18 protein-coding genes are annotated in these 19,829 nt (G+C 65.8%); 7 read left to right on the plus strand and 11 right to left on the minus strand.

Annotated features, from left to right (window positions below):
* Positions 1-7: 7 nt before the first annotated feature.
* Positions 8-850, minus strand: a complete 843-nt coding sequence (locus tag OTER_RS14570; RefSeq protein WP_012375691.1) for an FTR1 family iron permease — start codon at positions 848-850, stop codon at positions 8-10.
* A 13-nt stretch (positions 851-863) separates the two neighbouring features.
* Complete coding sequence (locus tag OTER_RS14575) at positions 864-1,106, minus strand: ferredoxin (RefSeq protein ID WP_012375692.1); 243 nt, start codon at positions 1,104-1,106, stop codon at positions 864-866.
* 83 nt (positions 1,107-1,189) lie between these two features.
* Here OTER_RS14575 and OTER_RS14580 point away from each other — a divergent pair, with 83 nt between their 5' ends.
* Both OTER_RS14580 and OTER_RS14585 read left to right on the plus strand, forming a co-directional pair.
* Positions 1,190-2,107 (plus strand): LysR family transcriptional regulator, encoded by a 918-nt coding sequence (locus tag OTER_RS14580; RefSeq protein ID WP_012375693.1) that lies wholly within the window; start codon positions 1,190-1,192, stop codon positions 2,105-2,107.
* Positions 2,108-2,382: 275 nt separating this feature from the next.
* Complete coding sequence (locus tag OTER_RS14585) at positions 2,383-3,657, plus strand: trans-sulfuration enzyme family protein (RefSeq protein WP_237702366.1); 1,275 nt, start codon at positions 2,383-2,385, stop codon at positions 3,655-3,657.
* Positions 3,658-4,260: 603 nt separating this feature from the next.
* Here OTER_RS14585 and OTER_RS14590 read toward each other — a convergent pair.
* The 4 genes from OTER_RS14590 to OTER_RS14605 form a co-directional block, all read right to left on the minus strand.
* On the minus strand, positions 4,261-5,034 hold the full coding sequence (locus OTER_RS14590; protein ID WP_012375696.1) for a 3-ketoacyl-ACP reductase: 774 nt from the start codon (positions 5,032-5,034) through the stop codon (positions 4,261-4,263).
* 83 nt (positions 5,035-5,117) lie between these two features.
* The gene (locus OTER_RS14595; protein ID WP_012375697.1) at positions 5,118-6,263 is read right to left on the minus strand and encodes a Gfo/Idh/MocA family protein; all 1,146 of its coding nucleotides are present in this window, start codon (positions 6,261-6,263) and stop codon (positions 5,118-5,120) included.
* Positions 6,264-6,310: 47 nt separating this feature from the next.
* Positions 6,311-7,141 (minus strand): sugar phosphate isomerase/epimerase family protein, encoded by an 831-nt coding sequence (locus OTER_RS14600; RefSeq protein WP_012375698.1) that lies wholly within the window; start codon positions 7,139-7,141, stop codon positions 6,311-6,313.
* 15 nt (positions 7,142-7,156) lie between these two features.
* A complete protein-coding gene (locus OTER_RS14605) occupies positions 7,157-8,536 on the minus strand; it encodes a glycoside hydrolase family 88 protein (protein ID WP_012375699.1) in 1,380 nt (459 codons plus the stop codon).
* A gap of 192 nt (positions 8,537-8,728) precedes the next feature.
* On the opposite strand from OTER_RS14605, the gene OTER_RS14610 reads away from it, so the two are divergent.
* A complete protein-coding gene (locus tag OTER_RS14610; RefSeq protein ID WP_148218125.1) occupies positions 8,729-9,562 on the plus strand; it encodes a helix-turn-helix transcriptional regulator in 834 nt (277 codons plus the stop codon).
* A 21-nt stretch (positions 9,563-9,583) separates the two neighbouring features.
* On the opposite strand, the gene OTER_RS14615 is transcribed toward OTER_RS14610, so the two are convergent.
* Together OTER_RS14615 and OTER_RS24245 are read right to left on the minus strand one after the other, a co-directional pair.
* Positions 9,584-10,483 (minus strand): helix-turn-helix transcriptional regulator, encoded by a 900-nt coding sequence (locus OTER_RS14615; RefSeq protein WP_012375701.1) that lies wholly within the window; start codon positions 10,481-10,483, stop codon positions 9,584-9,586.
* Positions 10,484-10,570: 87 nt separating this feature from the next.
* Positions 10,571-11,656 carry a uroporphyrinogen decarboxylase family protein gene (locus tag OTER_RS24245; RefSeq protein WP_012375702.1) on the minus strand — a complete coding sequence of 362 codons (1,086 nt, stop codon included), beginning with the start codon at positions 11,654-11,656 and terminating at the stop codon, positions 10,571-10,573.
* A gap of 169 nt (positions 11,657-11,825) precedes the next feature.
* Here OTER_RS24245 and OTER_RS14625 point away from each other — a divergent pair, with 169 nt between their 5' ends.
* The 4 genes from OTER_RS14625 to OTER_RS14640 are packed head-to-tail and all read left to right on the plus strand — an operon-like array spanning position 11,826 to position 15,648.
* On the plus strand, positions 11,826-12,890 hold the full coding sequence (locus tag OTER_RS14625; protein WP_012375703.1) for a uroporphyrinogen decarboxylase family protein: 1,065 nt from the start codon (positions 11,826-11,828) through the stop codon (positions 12,888-12,890).
* A gap of 30 nt (positions 12,891-12,920) precedes the next feature.
* A complete protein-coding gene (locus OTER_RS14630; RefSeq protein WP_012375704.1) occupies positions 12,921-13,688 on the plus strand; it encodes an amidohydrolase family protein in 768 nt (255 codons plus the stop codon).
* Positions 13,685-14,443 carry an amidohydrolase family protein gene (locus OTER_RS26230; protein ID WP_012375705.1) on the plus strand — a complete coding sequence of 253 codons (759 nt, stop codon included), beginning with the start codon at positions 13,685-13,687 and terminating at the stop codon, positions 14,441-14,443. Before OTER_RS14630 ends, OTER_RS26230 begins: the two co-directional genes overlap by 4 nt.
* The gene (locus OTER_RS14640) at positions 14,440-15,648 is read left to right on the plus strand and encodes a DegT/DnrJ/EryC1/StrS family aminotransferase (RefSeq protein WP_158305443.1); all 1,209 of its coding nucleotides are present in this window, start codon (positions 14,440-14,442) and stop codon (positions 15,646-15,648) included. The genes OTER_RS26230 and OTER_RS14640 overlap by 4 nt, the downstream gene beginning before the upstream one ends.
* 324 nt (positions 15,649-15,972) lie before the next feature.
* Here OTER_RS14640 and OTER_RS14645 read toward each other — a convergent pair whose 3' ends face one another.
* The 3 genes from OTER_RS14645 to OTER_RS14655 are packed head-to-tail and all read right to left on the minus strand — an operon-like array spanning position 15,973 to position 19,828.
* Positions 15,973-17,199, minus strand: a complete 1,227-nt coding sequence (locus OTER_RS14645) for a DegT/DnrJ/EryC1/StrS family aminotransferase (protein WP_158305444.1) — start codon at positions 17,197-17,199, stop codon at positions 15,973-15,975.
* 8 nt (positions 17,200-17,207) lie between these two features.
* Entirely contained in the window at positions 17,208-18,011 is an 804-nt protein-coding gene (locus OTER_RS14650) for a hypothetical protein (RefSeq protein ID WP_012375708.1), read from the minus strand.
* Positions 18,012-18,013: 2 nt separating this feature from the next.
* Complete coding sequence (locus OTER_RS14655) at positions 18,014-19,828, minus strand: sodium:solute symporter family protein (protein WP_012375709.1); 1,815 nt, start codon at positions 19,826-19,828, stop codon at positions 18,014-18,016.
* Position 19,829 lies beyond the last annotated feature (1 nt).

Consider the following 19,829-nt stretch of genomic DNA (forward strand, 5'->3'; position numbering starts at 1 on the left):
GGACCGCTCACGCCACGCGAGATCTGGCGATCCGCGTCGCTCGGTCGGACCGGGCCGGCGTGGCGGACCCGAGCCACCACGCGACAACGCCGAAATACGCGACGTAGGCGAAGACCATGCTCAACGTAGGCGTGCTCGTGTACCCGAACAGGCTGCCCAGCAGCGAACCGAGCGGCGATTCGTCGCTCAGCCACGCGCGGGTGTTCCAGATTGGCGTGTCGCCGGCGGAAATCCATCCGGCTTCGTTGAACTCATGCACGCCTTTCGCGAGCAAGCCCGCCGCGACAAACGCCAGCAACACCGAGGTCGCCTGGAAGAAACGGCGCGGGCTGAGCGACGTCGTGGACGAGAAGACCAGCGTGCCGAGCAAACCCGCGCCGAGCAGGCCGAGCAGCGCGCCCGCGACGGTGCGGGTACCGCTCGTGTTGAACGCCGCCGCGGTGAGGAACAGCGCCAGCTCGACGCCCTCGCGAAAGACCGCGACGAAGGTCAACGCAAACACGCCGCGCGCCCCAGGAGAGGCGACCGCGTTGCCGACACCGGCGTGGAGGGCGTCGCGCAGGTGGCGCGATTGGCGGCCCACCCAGAAGAGCATCCACGTGAGCAGCGCCGCCGCGATGAGCAGCAAACTGCCTTCGAAAATCTCCTCGGCCGCGCCTTCGAGGCTCCAACCGAGCCATTGCAGCAGCAGGGCGACGACGATGCTGAGTGCACCGGCGGTTGCGGCGCCACGCCAAACCAAACGAAAGCAGTCGCGACGACCGACCCGACGCAAGGCACCGAGTACGATCGCGACGATCAGCGCCGCCTCCAAACCTTCGCGCAGGGCGAGAAAAAAACTGGCGAGCATGGTGTATCTCGAATCACGCGGCCTCGTCGCCGTCATTGCCGATCGCCTCGACCGGGCAGCCCTGGATGGCCTCTTCGGCGAGCGCGATCTCCTCGGGCGTCAGCGGCTGCCGTTTGACGAACGAAAAGCCGCTTTCGTCGTCCCGGCCAAAGATGGTAGGAGCCGTTTCGCGGCAGAGGTCGCAGTCGATGCATTGCGAGTCGACGTAGAAGCGACCGGGGACGTTTTGTGGAAGACGATCGGAAGGATTGGCCATGGTGATTTCGGTTACAGCACCGCGATCATAACCGACGGTCCTACGCGCGAGAAATTCATTGGTCGTATCAATCCATGTGCCGCATGAATGAATTCCTCCCCACGACTCCCTTCGATCTCTACGAGCTGCATCTCTTCCATCTCGTCGCTGAACATCGCAGCTTCACGAAAGCGGCGCAGGCCGCCGGGCTGACGCAAAGTGCGGTGACGCGGCAGGTCCAAGGGATGGAGACGAGCCTTGGGCTGGAGCTGTTCGAGCGCACGACGCGCACGGTCGAGCTGACGCCGGCCGGACGCGCCTTGTGGCGCGAGGCCGCGCGGTTGATCGGAGATCTCGATCAGACGCTGCGTCGGTTTCGCGAAGAGTTCAACGGCGCGAAGAAGGTGATCCGCGTGGGGGTCTCGCGCTCGGTCGGGTTGGCCTACCTGCCGGGTTTTTTCCACGCGAACCTTCGCCGCCTGCCGCGGGTAGGCTACCGCGTGTCGTATGAGCCGAGCACGGCCATCCTCGATGGTCTCGAGCGCAACGAACTCGACGTCGGTGTGATGTGTCCACCGCGACGGCTGCCGCGCACCGTACGCGTGACGCATCGGTTCAGTGACGCGTTTACCCTGATCGCCAGCGCCGAGGCGGCCGCCAGCTATCCGGGAGCGGAGGCGCCACGGGCGGATCGGATGGGGTGGGCGCAGCAACAGAATTGGCTGATGCTGGATGAAGGCGCGAATACCGGACGCCAGTTGCGCGCGTGGCTCGCGCGGCAGGGCGCGACGATCGAGCCGGGGATGCTGCTGCCGGGATTCGATCTGATCATCAATCTGGCGGCCTTGGGGATGGGCGTCGCCTTCGTGCCGTTGCGCGCGCTCGCGCTCTACGCCCGCAAACGCAGCCTGTGCCGGCTGTCCTGGCCGGAACCGTTCGTGCGCGAGCTCTGCGTGCTGGTGCGCCGCCATCGCCAGCTCCCGCCGCATCTGGAACAGTTCATCGCGAATGTGCTGTTCTAGTCGCGGCGCAGCGAATCGGCAGCGCCTGCCTGATGTGGGTAGGGCGAACCGTCCCGGTGAGCCGTTTCGACAAGCCCTTCGACAAGCTCAGGGTCCCGAGCAGGGTCGAGGGACTCAAGGCGCCGAGCCCGTCGAGGGGCCGCGGCTCGGCGAGGACGCCTCGCCCTACCAGGAGAGGCGCGACTGCAGCGTAACAAGCTCCGGCACGCCCGTCGGTCGCCTGCGTGACAGACCGGCCGCTTGCGATCCGCTGCAAACTATCGTAAGACGATATGATGAACCATCACGACAGCTGGTTGGAGCAAGCGGCCGGGAATCCGGCGAGCGACCCGCGCCACGAGCCCTCCCCACCGCGGCGCCAAAGGAACGCGTCCTATCAGCTGGCCACCCGCTGCGCACGCGCGGGAAGCGGTCCGCGCGAGGCGGGCCGCAACGCGTCGGTGCAACCGGCGATTCACCAGAGCGCCATTTTCGACTTGGGTGCACCGGAGGATGCCGAGGCGATTTTTTCCGGAGCGCGGAAAGGCTATGCGTATTCGCGTTTCGGCAACCCGACCGTCGATGCGCTCGCGCGGAGCCTGGCTGACCTCGAAGGTGGCCACGGAGCCGTCGTCACCAGCTCCGGAAACGCGGCGGTCCTCTGCGCCGTGACGGCGGCGTTGCAGGGACGGCAAGGTCCGCTGGTGACGCATCCGGACATTTACGGCGGCAGTTTCGAACTGCTGCGCATCCTGGCAGACGTCTATCGAGTGCCGGTGGAGTTCGTCGATCCGGCGGACGAGGACCAGTGGTTTCGTGCTTTGGAGCGGGCTGGTGCCGTCCTTGTCGAGACGCCGTCGAATCCGCTGCTGCGGCTCATTGACCTCGCGGCGATCGTCCAGCATGCGAAAGTTGGCGGAGCCGAGGTGATCGTGGACAACACCGTGGCAACGCCGTTCAACCAACGTCCGTTTCAATTCGGCGCCGACTGGGTGGTTCATTCCACCACCAAGTATTTGAACGGCCATGGCGACCTGATCGGCGGGGGCGTGATCCGCCGCGAGCCGTTCACCGCCAGCCACCGCAGCATTCACAAGAATCTCGGCGGGACGGTGAACGCGTTCGACGCCTGGCTGGTGATGCGCGGATTGCGGACCTTCACGCTCCGGATGGAAGCACACAACCGCAGCGGCGAGATCGTGGCGCGTTGGCTGGAGCAGCGGCCGGAAATTTCGCGCGTGTACCATCCCTCGCTCGACTCGCATCCGCAGAGGGAACTGTTCGGGCGGCAGATGAGCCACGGCGGCGGGCTGCTCTCCTTCGAACTTCGCGGTGGCGAGCCGGCGGCCATCCGCTTCCTCAGCCGAATGCAACTCATCGTGCATGCGGTGAGCCTCGGGGGACCGGAGACGCTGGCGACGATGCCGGCGCGGTCCAGTCATCGCGGCATGGCCCCGGACGCCCGACAGCGGGCTGGCGTGCGAGATGGCTTGGTCCGGCTTTCGGTCGGGCTCGAACACGTCGACGACATCCTCGCGGACTTGGACCACGCGCTGCGAGCCGAGACGTGACTCGTTATGAGGCAGGAAAGGAATCCATGAGTATAAAAGCCATAACCAAGAACGAGAACGTGGAAACGCTGCATGAGCCCCGTGCGACAGTGCAGCCGAACGCCGATGTCGCTTGTGAGGAATGTGCTGCGCTGGGCGCGTTTGTTTTCGACGGAATCGCGCTTTGCGTCCGCTGCTATGCTGAGAAGGGCTCGTGTTGCCCAGAATTCGGCAAAGATGATCCTTGGGTACGTCGCGATTTCACGGCGGCCAGCTAAGCGCGTGGGGACTGCGTCCGGCAGGCCGGCCGCGTCGGGCTTGGACTCAAGGAGAGATGAGAGCCAACCCGGAATGCCCTTGTGCTTGATGTCGTGCGCCGCGGCATGGACCCTGATGCCGTTCCCGCATCGCAATCGCCTGCCCACGTCGCGATGTGGACGCCTCGGAACCTTGGGCGTCTCGAAAATCAATCCGCCTGGTTCCAGGCTGACGCGGACAGCCGAGCTTCGCGCAGCTCCGGCAGCTGACTAGCCGTCGCGCCCAGCTAAAGCCTTATGCTTGTGGAGCGGCGAGGAGCAAGAACAGGAACGCCGGGCGGACCGCGCCCCAGGCCCAGGGGGTTAGCTACAACCGCGGAAGAGTCAGTCCGCCATCCACCAAGATCACTTGCCCGGTGGAGAACGCAAAGTCACCGCGCGCGAGAGCGGCGACCGCGCGGCCGACATCGTCGGGGTAACCCCAGCGCGGCTGCACACAAAGTCCGTTAGCGATGAGCTGGTCGTATTTCTCCGTCACTGCGCTCGTCATGTCGGTCTTGATCACGCCGGGACGCACCTCGTAAACGGGGATGCCGTCGGCACCCAGCCTCGCGGCGAAGAGCTGCGTGAGCATGCTGAGCCCCGCCTTCGCGATGCAGTACTCGCCGCGGTTGATGCTGACGACCGTGGCGGAGACCGAGGTGACGTTGACGATCGCAGCGGCAAACGACGGGTTGGTTTGCCGGGCCGCGAGCATGGCGCGCGCGAAAGCCTGGGTCAGAAAGAACGGTCCGCGCAGGTTGGTGTCGAGCACGCGGTCGTAGCTTTCCTCCGAGGTTTCGAGGAGATCGGCGCGGACGGATGGGGCGACTCCGGCGTTGTTCACGAGGAGATTGACGGCGGAACCGGAGAAATCGCGGGCGGCGGCGAGGATCGCGGCGCGTCCCGCCGCCGTCGCGATGTCGCCCGGCGCATAACCGACGCGCACACCCGCCGCGCGCAGTCGCGCCAGCGGTTCGGCCACGGCGGCCTCCGGCCGCACGCCGTTGACGAGCAGATCCCATTTTTCGGCGGCGAGCTTTTCGGCGATGCCGAAGCCGATGCCGCGCGTGCCACCGGTAATGAGGGCGATTTTAGGCATGGAGAAAAGTCCAGAGCTGAGAGGCTAGAGCTGAGAGCCCGACCAGGCAGAACGACGCCCGAAATAGGCGGATGACCGCGGGACTATAGTTTCGGCACGGAGACCCAGCGGCGCTCGGCCCAGGATTTGAGGCCCAGTTCGGCGAGCTGCACGCCCTTGGCGCCTTCGAGTAGCGTCCAGGGGAACGGCGAACCCGTGACGACGTGTTTCAGGAAGAGCTCCCACTGCACCTTGAACGCGTTGTCGTAGACGCGCTGATCGGGCACGCGGGTCCAGCCGTCGAAGAATTTCACCGGGCTGTCGATATCCGGGTTCCACACACAGCGCGGCGTGGCGGAGAGATGTTGGGCGGTGCAATCACGCAGGCCGGCGACCGCGGTGCCGTGCGTGCCGTCAACCTGCAGCGTGAGCAGATCGTCCCGGCGCACACGCACGGTCCAGGAGGAGTTGAAGTGGCAGATGATCCCGTTGTGCAGCTCGAACGTCGCATACGCTGCGTCGTCGGCGGTCGCCTGGTATTTCCGGCCGGCCTCGTCCCAACGTTCCGGGAGGTGTGTCGCACCGAGGCAGGTGAGCGCCTTGACCTCGCCGAAGAGATTCTGAATCACATACTGCCAGTGGCAGAGCATGTCAGTGATGATGCCGCCGTCCTCCTCCTTGCGATAATTCCATGACGGGCGCTGCAGCGGTTCGTGCTCACCGGTGAAGACCCAGTAGCCGAACTCGCCGCGCACGGAAAGAATCCGGCCAAAGAATCCGGTATCGATTAGGTACTTCAGCTTGAGCAGCCCGGGCAGCCAGAGCTTGTCCTGCACGACGCCGTTTTTGAGCCCGGCGGCCGTGACCTCGCGGGCGAGGGCGAGCGCCTCCGCGGAGCTGGTCGCGGTGGGCTTTTCACAATAGATGTGTTTTTTCGCCGCGATCGCCTTGCGCACGCCGATTGGGCGCTGGCCGGTGAGGGTGGCGTCGAAGTAGATCTGGTTCGCGGGATTCGCAAGTTCGGCGTCGAGGTTGGTCGAGATGCGGCTCACACCGGTGCGGGCCGCGAGGGCGCGGAGTTTGTCCTCGCTGCGGCCGACCAGAACCGGATCGGGCAGGATCGTCTCCGCGTCGCCGAGCTTCACGCCGCCCTGATCAATGATCGCCTTGATGGAGCGAATTAGATGCTGGTTGGTGCCCATGCGTCCGGTGACGCCGTTCATGATGATGCCGAGGCGGTGAGTTTTCATGGAAGGAGGAAAAGAGGAGCGGAGCCGCTGGGTTACAGGCAAACGACTCAGACGTGGTTATGATAGGCGGTGACGATCCGGGCGAGAAAGTCGTCCTGATCGTCCGCCCAGTGTCGCGTCGAGAAGATCTCCACCTCGTTGAAGCCGTTGAAGCCGGCCGCTTCGACCCAGCTCCGAATCTGACGAAGCGGGATGCAGCCGTCGCCCATGAGCCCGCGGTCAAGCAGCAGGTCGCCGGTCGGCGTGCGCCAGTCGCAGACATGGTAGGCGAGGATCTTCTTAAGCCGGCCGCAGCGAGCGATCTCGCGTTCCAGGGCGGGATCCCACCAGAGATGGTAAACATCGATCGCCACGCCGACCCACGGCGAGTCGAGCTGCGCGGCGAGATCGTTGGCCTGGCCGAGCGTGTTGATGGCCGAGCGGCTGTCGGCGTACATGGGGTGCAGCGGCTCGATCGCGAGCTTCACATTGGCGGCGGCGCAATCCGGCAGGAGCGCGGCGATGCCTTCGGCGATCTGCTGGCGCGCTTCGACGAGCGGCAGGCCGGGCACGGCACCGCAAACGAGCACGATGTGCGGTGCGCCGAGTTCGTGGGCTTCGGCGATCGCCCGGCGGTTGTCGTCAAGCGCCTTGGCGCGATCTTCTGCGAGCCGGGCCGGAAAGAACCCGCCGCGGCACAGCGAGACGACCTCCAGGCCCGAGTCGCGCAGCATCGCTCCGACTTTGACGGGATCCCGATCGTCGAGCGCGTCGCGCCAGACGGTGATGCCTTGGACGCCCGCAGCGGCGTAGCGCGCCGCGGCGGTTTCGATCGGCCACGGCTTGGTGGTGATCGTGTGGAGACAGAGACGTGAGTTGTCCGCAACGGCGAGGGGCATGTTGGAGCTCGTCTGCTAGAGACCGAAGAAGGTGTAAGGTGACCTGGACTCCGCGAGGGTGCGAAGCAGCAGCGCGAGTTCGAGGAGATGGTAGTCGCCCCATTGGCAGGACTCGCCGCAGGGCACGCGGCGACCGGCAGGAACATGGTCCCAACCGGCCGGCCGGTGGTAGACGGTATGGAGCAGCAGTCCCTGGTGACCGGGCGCGGTGGAGAGGTAGGGCTCGTTGAGCAGCGTCCTGGCCACGGTGAGTCCGGCGGCCAGGTAGCGGGCGGCGGCTTCGGACTGCTGTCGGCCTTGGAGGAAAAGCGCCAGACGAACCAGCCCCTGCCCAGCGATCGCCGCTGCCGAGCTGTCCACCGGCTCGTACTCATTGAACGGATCCGCCGGGCGGTTCAGGTAGTCGCCGAGCCGGTGCAGGCCGGGCGCGCCGGTGTCCCAGTAGGGCACTCCATCGGTCGGTGTGTGCTCGAGGTAGAAGTCCGCGCAGGCGGTCGCGGTTGCGAGGAAACGCTCCAGCACCGCGGGCTTGCCGCCGAACGGCGCCAGGTCCGCTTCGGAGCGCGTGTCCAAAAAGGCGAGCTGCTCGGCGTAGCCACAGATAATCCAGGCCAATCCGCGGGTCCAGGTGGTGAACGGCGAGTAGCCCTGCTGGCTGCTGGGACAACGATAGGAGCCGTCGTTCAGATTGAAGACCGACTCGTGGGCGACGCGCCCACGCACATCGTAAGCGTCGCGACCCTGGCCAAAGTAGACGTTATACCGCGCGGTCGTGTCGGCGTGCTGGACGAGGCGTTGCAGCAGCGAAAGGCGGCGATCGCGTTCGCCCATGAGGCAGTGGCCGAACGCGTGCGACAACGCCAGCACGCGGAGCGAACGGATCGTGTCGGCAAAGAGCGAGTGCGGGCCGTTAAACGAGTAGATGTAGCCCTGGCCTTCCGGGAGGTCGGTCCAGCGCGCGGCCTGTACCGCGCCGGAGAGTTTGAGGGCGAGTTGGTAGAACTGCAGTTCGCCCTCGCTGCAGTCGAACCGACCGGCGCGCGCGAGATGATACAGCGTGCCGTACGTGGACACGTTGTTGAAGCCATGATCGTGCACTCCGATGTGGCTGACGTGCGTGGCCATGTGCTCGCGGGTGGCGTTGCGGCCGAAGGCCAGCATGTGCTGGTCGCCGGTCGCGGCGAACTGCAGCAGGGCGGAGCCGAACTGGAAGCCCTGTGTCCACTCCGTCCAGCCACGTGAGGTGTAGCGTCCCTCCACGGTGAACACGGGGGTGCCTTGGCGCGGATCCCAGCTGCGTTGCAGCAATTCGATCTTGGTGGCGGAAAGCGCGAACAGCCGGTCGAGATCACGATCGAGCGCGGACGGGGAGAGGGAAAGATCGGAGCGGATCATGAGGTGGGCGAGTCGGCGGGCACCGTTGTTTTCCGGCGGCACCGGCAGAGTCTGGGGTGAGTCGGGCAGGGCGCGGCGTCCACGGAGGAGGAGGACGCTGCTCGACCGATCGACAGCCCTGAAGTGTAGCGAGTCGAGCCTGAAACCGTGAGGAGTTTTTCGGTGCAACATGGGACATTTTCGGCATCATTCGTGTCCACTGTGCGCCGCTTTCGCTCCCTGCTGATCGACCAGGCCGACATCCGCATCCCGGGATTGTCCGTCATGACCTTCGCGTTGCACCGCCACTTGGCCGAGCACGAAGCAATCGCGCCGCACCGGCATCGTTGGTGCCAGGCCCTGCTCTACCTGAGCCAGCAGGGCAGGCAGGCGGTGGACGGCGCGGCTGTGCAGGTGAATCCCGGCACGCTGATCCTGATGCCGCCGGGCGTGGCGCACGCGTTTCGGCGCAGCGGACGCGCGGCGCCCTTGTGCTTGATGATCAACTTCCGGGTGCGGCGGGCCCGCAGCCGTTCCGTGGCGGTGTGCAGCCTGACTCGATCGGAATTGTCGGAGATCCGGCATCATCTCGCGCGATTGATCCGGCTGCAGCAAACGCCGGGCGACGCACTGGCTTGGGAGGGCGCGACACTCGTGTTGCTGACGCTGATGCTCTGCTTGCGCACAGCGGGCTGGCTGGGGCAAGAGGCGGGAGCGACGGCCATCCGGCCATCACGGGCGATTTCAGGGCTGCTGGCGGCGATGCCCATGGCCGGCTCGCTCGCGGAGACGGTGCAGCGAAGTGGGTATCATCGGGATCACCTCAACCGGCTGGTGCGCGGCGAGACCGGATTATCGCTCGGCCAATTCCGCGCGCGCCAGCGGCTGATCAGGGCGAAGGAACTCCTCACTCATGGCGTGCGCGTGGGGGAGGTGGCGAACGCGGTTGGACTCCCGGACCAAGGTTACTTTGCGCGCTGGTTCCGGCGGCAGACGGGGCAGGCGCCGTCCGCGTGGAGCCGCCGACCGCGGGCGGCCCAGCCTTGACGGCCATGGCCGCCGAGCGGTTCACCGGCGCCGACCGCGACTACGATGGCGACCGGATGCATCGCGCGGGGAGTGCGGGGAGCCGACTACCGGCGCCGGCGCTTGGTCGAGCACCCAGCGTTTCGGAGGGGAACCGAACCGGGCGCGAAAGAGCCGGTAGAAATGCGAGAGGTCGTTGAACCCACAGGAAAACATCACGCCCATGACGGAGTGCTCCCGCGTGCGCAGCAGTCGCGCGGCGTGGTCGAGCCGAAGCCGAAGCAGGTAGTCGGAAAACGTTTCGTTGAACTCGGCGCGAAAGAGCGCGCTGAACCGCCGGCGCGACAGACCGGCCCGGGCGGCGGCGCCGTCGAGGTCCCAAGCGTTATAGAAGGTTTCGCGGATCTCCCGTCCGACGGCGGCGACACGTTGCGGGGCTGTGTCTCCGCCGGGCCGGGCTGGCACGCGCAAGAGCATGACGAAAATCTGCGCTGCGAGCGCGCGGATCGCCACCGGACTGCCAGGCAGTTCATGGGCTTGCTCGAGCAACGCCTGACGCCAAAGCCGTTCGAGCCGCAGCTGACTCGGACGGGCCAGACATAGCCGGCAGCTCGTGGCGTCGGTCAACCCGGTCCAGAGCTGCGCCAGATCAGGATCCGACCGGAGAAAAGAATCGGCAAAGCACAGAAGCAGCAGAGTAGCGGGAGAGACATCGTCGATCGCGTGGCAAGTCAGTTGAGGCGTCACAATCAGTGAACCGGCACCGACGGTCGAAACAGGGCGGCCGGACTCGTGGAAGCTGACCTCGCCCGCGAGCACGTAGATGAGCTTGTGAAAAGGGTCCGTGCGCTCGGCCATGTGGAAGCCGCTGTCGTGCACACTCTCGGCGAAGAGTACGCCGTGCCGGGGCAGGATGATCGGCAGCGGGGTGGAATGCTTCATGCCTGACTGAGTTTGCCCGATCTGCCAAACACGGCAAGGAGCGACTCCGGGGCCCTTGTCTCGCCGAAACCCCGGGTGGCCCCCAAGTCAGCCGCAGGCGTGGACGGTTTCGACCATCGCGAGGATGTTCTCGACGGGGGTGCCGGCCTGGGTGTTGTGGCACGAGCAGCAGATGAAACCCTCGCGGCCGGCGCCGAGCGTGCGGAGGCACTCCCTCACTTCAGCGCGGACCTCGTCCGCCGTGCCGCGCGGCAGCACCGTCTGGTTGTCGACCGCACCGTGGAAGATCACGCGGTGACCAAACTCCTTTTTCAGCTCGGCCAGATCCATTCCCGGGCATGCGTGTTGGATCGGGTTCAGTACGTCGACGCCGCAGTCGAGAATCGGACCAATCAGCGGTCGCGCGGCGCCGTCGGTGTGGTAGAAGACCTTGAGCCCGTGCGCGTGAATCAGATCGCACCAGCGTTTGAGCCGCGGCTCCAGGTGTTGCCGCCACATGGCGGGGGAAATCAGCAGTGAACGCTGGCCGGCGATATCATCGCTGACGAACACGAGATCGAGGCAGCCGCGCGCGCGAGTGAAGTAGCGTTTCATCATCTCGGTCTGGATCGCCTCGATGCGGTCGAGCGTGGCTTCGACGTATTCGGGCGACTCGACCAGATCCATCATGGCCTGCTCGAGGCCACGGAGTTGGCAGTAGATCTCGAAAAACGAAACCCACGGTCCGATGACGGCGAAATCCTGAGCGGCGCGAAGCACGTAGCGCACGGCCGAGTTGTAGTCAACCCGGTCGAGCTGCGGCCACCACGGATAATCGTCGAGCGAGCCCGGCGTGTCGTAGCCCAGAAGCGGAGCGGCACCGAACTCGGCATACTGGGCCGCGCCCGCCTGGATGGTGCGCAAAGGCACACCCCACATCGTGCGCGTCGCCGCGGGATCGTCGGCGCCGGCGCCGGCGAGTGTGCCGACGCGCCCAGTGTCGCCACCGTCGTAGTCGAGGAACGCCCAGACGATCTTGTCGAGACCAAGCGCGCGATACGCGGCGAGATCGTCCGCGACGCCGAAGTGCTGCCGCAGGGCGGCGCCGACTTCCGGCGTGTGCCACAGATCGACGGGCGTGCGGTCGACCGGTTCACGGTTGAGTGTGGCGAGGATACGTCGTTTCGGAGTCATCAATGAAGCCGGGGTCAAGGGAGAGGACCTCGCACTTTTGTAGAAGTGCGCCGGTCAAACACCAAGCCAAACCGCACGTGAACACATGGGGCAATTGCCCGATCTGCAAAATGACGCGAGCAGGATGACCCAAGACGCCGGCCGGGGGATCTGTTTCGCTCTTGCTCGCATGAATGTCCCCGCCCCGGACCGCCCCGCACCGCGAACCGAAGTTGAAGCGACGCTCCGCTGCGAGCGGCCTCGGCCAGTGCCGTTGTTCCTCCCGGCGATCTACGAGCACAAGGCCGCCTTCATCGGTTCGACACCCACGGCGATCTCGCGCGATGGCGACCTGCTGACGCGCGCGATGCTGGCGGAATATGCGGCGATCCAGCCCGATGCCCTGGTGGTGGGGGTCGACGTCTACAACGTCGAAGCCGAGGCGGTGGGAAGCATAGTGACGTTTTACGAGGGGAAGGACACGAGCATTCCAGGCATCAAGCCAGAGCATCACATCGTGGAGGTGGGCATGGATCTTTCGGCGGCCCGGCTGCCGAATCCGGCGCGTGACGGACGGATGCCGGTGAATCTCGCGGCGGCGCGCGCCGTGCGGAAGGAACTGGGCGACGACTTCTGGCTGCGTGGCGCGGTGTCCGGGCCGTTTTCGCTCGCGATTTCGCTGGTGGGCGCCGAGTCGCTGTTCATTGCGTGCATCGAACAGCCGGAATGGGTGCGCAGTTGCCTCGACTATGCGAGCCGGATCATCCGGGAGTTTGCGAAGGGTTACATCGACGCTGGGGTCGAGCTGATCATGTTCGACTCGCAGGCCTCGCCCGAACTGCTGTCGCCTTCGATGTACGAGGAATTCGTGCTGCCGGTGACGCAGGAGTTCGTGGCGTGGGCCAAGACGCAGGGTGTCCGGGACCTGCCGCTGATCATCGGTGGCAACACCACGAAAATCGTCGACATGCTCGTCCAGACTGGGGCGAACAACCTGCTGTGTGATTTCACCGCTGACTTCGAGGAGTGGTCGGGTGCGGTCCGTTCTGCAGGACGGGCGTTTCGGCGAAACATCTCGCCGCGGTTGCTCGAAAAGGCGCCAGCCGAGGAGATCTACGAAGTGGCGCGCAGGGAAGTGGAACGCGGGCGCGATATCCCCGGATTCATCATGGGCACCGCGGTCGTACCATTCGGCACGCCCACACCGAGTATTCGCGCAGTCAAGCAGGCGTGTCTCGACGCCGCGCGAAGTTAAGGTGAGACTCGGGAGCGATCGGACCAACTCATGCGGATCATCGACGTCCATACGCATCCATTGATGCACGAAGGCGGCATCGGCCGCCCGGAGTCCGCGGCGCTGCTGGCCCGCGCCCGCTCGCTGGGGATCCGGCATGTGGTGGTGCTGGGCGACGTGTTAGTGCACGGACGTTCGCCGACGGCGGCGCAGGTCCGGGCGATCAACGACGACACGGCGTGGCTGGCGCGGAAGCATCCGGGTTTCGTGACGGGCTTCTGCTACTTGAATCCGACGTTGGGGAAGACGGCCGTGCGGCGGGAGGTGGAGCGCTGCCTCGAGCTCGGGTTTCGGGGAATCAAGCTCGAGATCGCGAACAACGCCCGCGACGCCTGCATGCAGCCAGTGATGGCGCTTGCGGAACAGCATAGGCTGATCGTGCTGCAGCATGCGTGGAGCATGACCAAGATCCGGCAGCGGCGCTTTCACACGGACCCGGAGGATGTCGCGACGCTCGCAGACCGCTACCCGCGCGTGCGGATCATCATGGCGCACCTGACTGGATGCGGCGTGCGTGGCGTGTTAGCGGTGAAGCCGCACGCGAATGTGTGGGTGGACACGTCCGGAGCTGCGCCGGAGGCGGGCCTGCTCGAGTTCGCGGTCGAACAGCTGGGCGCTAAGCGGATCCTTTACGGCTCCGACGTGCCGGTCCGTGATTTCCGGGTGGCGATCGCGCGCGTGAAAGGCTCGGCGCTGCGCGCGCCGGCGCAGCGCGCGATCCTGCATGATAACGCGCGCGATCTGCTGGGATTGCCATGAAGTATTTCGATGCGAACACCTGGATCGGCCGATGGCCGTTCTCGCTGCAGCCGGCGCTGACGGCGCGGTCACTGGCGGTGCGACTGAAGGAGCATGGCATTGGCGGGGCGTTGGTATCGCCGGTCGATGCGGTGTTTGCCCCTGAGCCGACGGCGGCGAATCGCGCATTGCTGCGGGAGACGCGAACGCAGCCGATGCTGGTGCCGGTGCCGGTGATTCAGCCAGCGCTTGCCAACTGGCGGGAGCAACTCGACGCCGTGGGGGCGGACGCACGCGTGCGGGCCGTGCGGCTGCTGCCGAACTATCACGGTTACCGGCTGACCTCGGCGCGCCTTGATGTGTTGTTCGAGGAACTCGCAGCACGCGGGCTGCGGGTGATCGTGACGATCCGGTTGATCGACGAGCGGCATGAATATTTCGCGCTGAAGATCCACGGCGTGCCGGTGCGCGACCTGGACGCGCTGCTGCGGCGGCACCCGGAGCGGCCGGTGCTCGCGAGCGGGCTGCTGCGCACCGAAATGAAGACGCTTGTGCCCAAGCACCGAAACTTGCTCGCGGACCTGACGTTTGCCGAATGGTACGAGACCCTGCGCGACCTGCGTCGTACCTTGCCGGCGGCGCAGATCGCCTTCGCCTCGCACACCCCGTTTCTGATCATGGCGGCGGCGAAGGCAAAGCTGCAAGACACCGGTCTGCCGCGAGCGGAGCTCTCGCGGATTGCCGCCGGGAGCCTCGAGAAATTTCTCCGATCATGAAACCGACCACACCACGGGTCAGCCGATCGATGCCGCGGCCGCAGCGCTGGGGTGCGGCTGAGCTCGAGCGGCTCAGCGCCATGGTGACGCAGCCGTCGCTTTTCTACTGGCGCGGGCCGCAGACCACCGCATTGCTCGATGAGTTTCGGCGCCGGTATCCGTTGAATTTTTGTTTTCCGACCTCGTCTGGCACGGCAGCGCTCCACGTAGCGATCGCGGCCCTGCGACTGAAGCCCGGTGACGAGGTGATTGTGCCAGCCATCACGGATATGGGCTCGGTGATCGGCATCCTGTATCAGCAGGCGGTGCCGGTCTTCGCGGATCTCGAACCGCAGACGTACAATCTCGATCCTGCTGATGTTTGCCGCCGGATCACCGCGAAGACACGCGCGCTGATGCCGGTGCATCTGGCGGGGAACCCGTGTGACATGTCGGCACTGATGGCAATCGCACGGGAACATCGGCTGCAGGTGATCGAGGACTGCGCGCAGGCCTGGGGCGCGCGGTGGCGAGGGCAGCCGGTCGGGTTGCAAGGCAACCTGGCGTGTTTTTCATTCAACGACTACAAGCATGTGAGCTGTGGCGACGGCGGACTTGTGGCGACGAACCAACTGGAGCTCGGCACTGGGCTGGGCAAGTGGGGCGACAAGTTTTACGATCGCGAAACGGGCGGGCGCGATCCGCTAGAGCTGGCGCCGAACTACCGGATGAGCGAGCCGCAGGCTGCCGTCGCGGCGGCGCAGCTGACCAAGCTGGAGCAGATCGTGGCGAACCGGCACCGGGCGGGCACGCGGCTGACGGAGCAATTGGCCGGTGCGGCCGGACTGCGATTGCCGAGCGTTCAGACGGCGGATACGCACAGCTACTGGTTCTATCTGCTGCGGCTCGACAGGGAGCGGCTCGCGGTGAGTCGGGATGAATTTGCGCAGGCGCTGACGAACGCTGGCGTCAGTTGCACGCCGGGCTACATTCCACGACCGGTGTATCGCTACCCGGTGTTTCAGCAGCACAACTTCTTCAGCGGGCATTGGCCGGTGCGGGAACTGGGACTCACGCAAATGGACTACCGCCAGGTCAGGTGTCCGGAAGCGGAGGCGATTCTGGAGGACAGCGTGAAGCTCACGATCAACGAGGCGATGGACGACGCGTACATCGACGAAGTCGCTGCGGTGGTGCGAGACGTCGCTCGGGCGGCGGCGCGGTAGCTCAGAGGATGAACGGCACTGCGATGCGCGACCGGGATTGGCGGCGGAAGGACATGTCAACTAATACCTGGATTCCGAATTTGGGCCACAGAGGGCACCGAGGTCGGGCCAGAGCCAAGCCGGAGGCTCCGAGGTACCTGGGTGGCTGATCGCGGTCGAGAGTCTCACCGTCGAGGGGCCCTGATCGAGACTACATCTGTGCCCTCTGTGTCAGAGCTCTGTGGCCTCTGTGGCCAATCTGAATTTCGGTAGTCAGGTAATAGGTGACGTGTTGCGGGTGGGGCGGGAGGCGCGAGGACGCGAGAAGCGAACGGAGGGAGCCAATCAGCCGTAGAGTTCGGCGTGGACGGCCTCGACGCTGGCGGCGATATGGTCGGCATCGTTGGACGTGTAACGCCAGCCGAGCGGCAGCGCGACGAAACGCGTGGTGAGCGCCTCGGTGCGAGGGAAGTCCTCCACGCGATAGCCGCGGGCCGGCCAGGGGAAAAGCCGGCGGAAGGGCGAGAGTGCACGATGCGCGGCGCGGCCGTTGATCACGTACTCGCGGCGGTATTGCGGATAAGTGCCGGTCCGCTGCTGGCAGCACACGCCGCGCTCCGTGAGCTTTTGGCGAAACGCCGCCGCCGCTTCCGAACCGCGCGCGTAGAAGTAGAGTTCGAAACCGTAATCGCCGTTGGGATCCGCCAGCGGGCGCAACTGGATCTGCGGAAGGCGCGCGAGCCGGGGAGCGATGAGCGCCTTCAGCGTGCGGCAGTGATCGCGGATCCGGTCGAGCTTCCGGAGTTGGGCGAGAGCGACAGCGGCCGTGAGCTCGGACATTCGGTACTGGCCACCCGCGAAGGCCGGCTCGCGCGCAGGGAGAAGCTGGGCGTGATGATTGCGGTACTGGCCCAGATCGTGGAGCCGGACGGCGCGTTCGTAGATGAACGGATTGCTCGTGACGATGAGCCCGCCTTCGCCGGCGGTCATAGGCTTGTTGTGCTGGAAGCTGTAGATGCCGGCGTCGCCGATCGCGCCCGCTCGTCGGCCGCGGTACGTCGCGCCGGGCGCCTCGGCGCAGTCCTCGATCACCAGCAGCCCGCGGGTGCGCGCGGCGGCGAGGATTGGATCGAGGTCGGCCGCGGCACCCTGATAGTGAACCACCAGGATGGCGCGCGTGCGTGGCGTGGTAAGCCGGGCGATCTCGGACGGATCGAGACAGAGGGACGCGTCGATCTCCGCCAGCACGGGGCGTGCGCCGCAGCGGACCACGGCGGTGAAGCACGAAATCCAGCTCCAGGCGGGCACGATGACCTCGCTGCCGGGGCCGACGCCGGCGGCGGCGAGCACGACCTCGAGCGCCGCCGTGCCGCTGGTGACGGCGAGGGCGTGACGCGTGCCGAAGAGCGCGGCGGCCTCGGCTTCGAGCGTGGCGGCGAATGGCGGCGGATGCGCGGGATCGTTGCCATAATAGCGAAACAGCTCGCCGCGCCGCAAGGCGTCGAGCACGAGCGTTTCTTCTTCCGAGCCGATCGCCGCAGAGCCGAGGCCGGGCGGCGGACTGGAACGCATGGTTGAATTCATGGGAAGCGGACGGGAAGCGCCCGCAGAAAGGATTCGAGCCGAAAGACGAAACCGAACTCCACCGCCACCCGCCACAGGGCCTGTTGTTTCTCACGCTCATCCCGGGCGGTCTCCCGATTCTCGACGGCGGTGACGGCTTCGCGGATGGTCGAACACAGGCAGCCGTGCCGGGCCATGTCGACCATGCCGCCGGGCGACATGAGCAGGCACCAGTTGACGGCGAATCCGACGTAGATGAGGTGATTGATCCCGTGGATCCGACAGAGGGTGGCGAGCTGGTCGCCATCCTCGGCGAGGCCTTCGCGGCCGACGGGGCGCGCCGCCGGAGCGAAATCCAGTCGCGCGAATGCTTGTTCGATGTCAGCGCGATTGTGTTCGCCTGGAAACACGCAGGCCGCACGGATCCGCTGCAACTCCAGATATGCGGGGTCTCGCGTGACCAACAGCCGGCTCCTCGGCTTGGCGGCGATGGCGGTGGAAGCGCTGCTGAGCCGGGGCGCGCAGCGGCCGCGGCCGCTGATGACGTGGAACACGGGCATGGGCGAAGCCCGCACGGCGCCGAGCAGGCGCGGAAAGACCGTCCGGAGAATGGCGTCCGCGCGTGGCATGTATTCGACGGCGCGCCACCAGCCGGGAAACGCAGCCGGTGAACCATGATCCCAGGCGTGCATCACCACGAGCGCGGTGTGAGCCGGGGCGAGTTCGATCTCGCGCTCGTGCCAGCCACCGTAACCCTCACCGGGCACGGGGCGCAACGGATCGGCATCGAATTGTTGGTAGAGTTCGGCGAGCACGCGCATGACTAGCGGGGAGTGGGCGGGCGGCCGGAGCGGGCGAGTTGGCGCAGCCCGAAGCCGATGCCGATGAGCAAGAGGCCGGCGATCGAATTGATCCGGCCCGGTGCCTGGGCGGTGGAAGGCAGGAAGGTGCAGGCCAGCAACACGACGCCCAGCACGAGGCTGAGGTTGCCGATGACGCCATAGACCGCGAGGGCATTGCCGACTGGCGCCGCGGCCTCCCCGGCCACCGGGGTGCGCAGATCACGGTCGAGCTGGCGTGCTTCGGCACTGGCGGGATCGTCATACCGATAAAACCACGCCGAAACCACAAACACGACGGTCGACGCGATCACCGCGCTGAAGATGTTGCGTTCGTAGACGTGCGCCGGCCAGAGATCGAAAGCGAGCAGCGTGAAGGTCGTGCTGAACGAAGCGATGCACGAGGCCATGCCGGACCACCACGGCGTGCGACGATAGACCATGCCCAGCAGCACCGGCATCATGAAGCCCGGGCCGACGATCGAGTAGTATTTGAGGCCGAAGTCGAAGGCGCCGCCGCTCTTTGCGATGGCGAAGCTCGTCGCCACGCCACCAACACCGACGGCCAGCATCGTCGCGCGCGCCATCCAGAGCTCGTGCCGGTCGGAGGTTGGTCCGAACCCGAGCGCCCGGCGCACCGGGACGTAAACATCACGCGTGACAGCCGCGGCCAGCCAGTTGAAGGCGTCGTTGGCCTGGCCGAGCGTGGCGGAGAGAATGGCGGCGACGACGAAGCCCACCATGCCGTGCGGCAGCAGGAACATCGCGAGGCTGACGAACGACGCCTCCTCGGGCGCCTTGAGATTTGGCCAGAGCGCGGCGATGTCGGGGAAGATGAGCCGCGACCCCATCACGGGCAGCAGCCAGAGCAACGGTCCGAACAGCGAGAGCACCGCGCCGAGCAGGGCCATCTTCTTCGCGTCGCGTTCACTGGGCACGCTATTGTAGCGCTGGGCGAAATGCCACGCGACGTTGTAGCCGAGGAAAGCGCTAATGGAATACGCCAATAGGAAAAGCGGCTGCGCCGGCTGGCCGCTGGGCACCAGATACTCACGCGGCAGTTCGTGAATCAGTCGGTTGAAGCCCGCCCCGATCCCGGAACCTTCGCCGAGATAGGCGAACGTCACGGGGAAAACGATGACGGACATCACCAGGATGATGAGTCCCTGCACGGCATCCGAAATCACCGCCGCCCACAGCCCGCCGGCGACGCTGTAGACGATCATGACCAGGCCGACGACGAGCATCGAGGCCTGCAGGCCGGACAGTTCCCAACCCAAGAGATGGAACACCTCGTGTTCGAACCCGAGCGCCGAGGACACAAAGATGCACAGGATGTAGAGCCCCTGGCCGATGCCGATAACCTGGGGCAGAATGGCGGTGACGGTATAAAAATACGTCGTCGAGGACGAATAGCGGCGGGTGAGAAATTGCAGCGGCGCATTGATGCGGGCGCGCCGCCACATCGGGGCGAAGTAGAAGTAGCCGCCGAGATAAGCCCACGCAGCGCTGGTGAAAATCAGCGCTGTGCCGAGCCCGTTCTTGTAGGTATACCCGGCAGCGGCGACGAACATGAACGCGGAGAAGCCGGACACCCAGCTGGACACGCCCGCGACGAACCAAGGCACTTGGCCGCTGGCCTTGAAGAAATCGTCGGCGCCCCGGTTTTTCCGCGCGGCGTAGAAACCAATCCAGACGACAATCGCGAAATACAGCGCGATCAGCACATAGTCGGAGACGTTGACCGTGTTGAAATCGCGCGGGTTCATCGCGCCAAGAGGCTGGAGCACGAGGGACATC

Origin of the sequence: Opitutus terrae PB90-1 (assembly GCF_000019965.1) — a bacterium.
Classification (GTDB): domain Bacteria; phylum Verrucomicrobiota; class Verrucomicrobiia; order Opitutales; family Opitutaceae; genus Opitutus; species Opitutus terrae.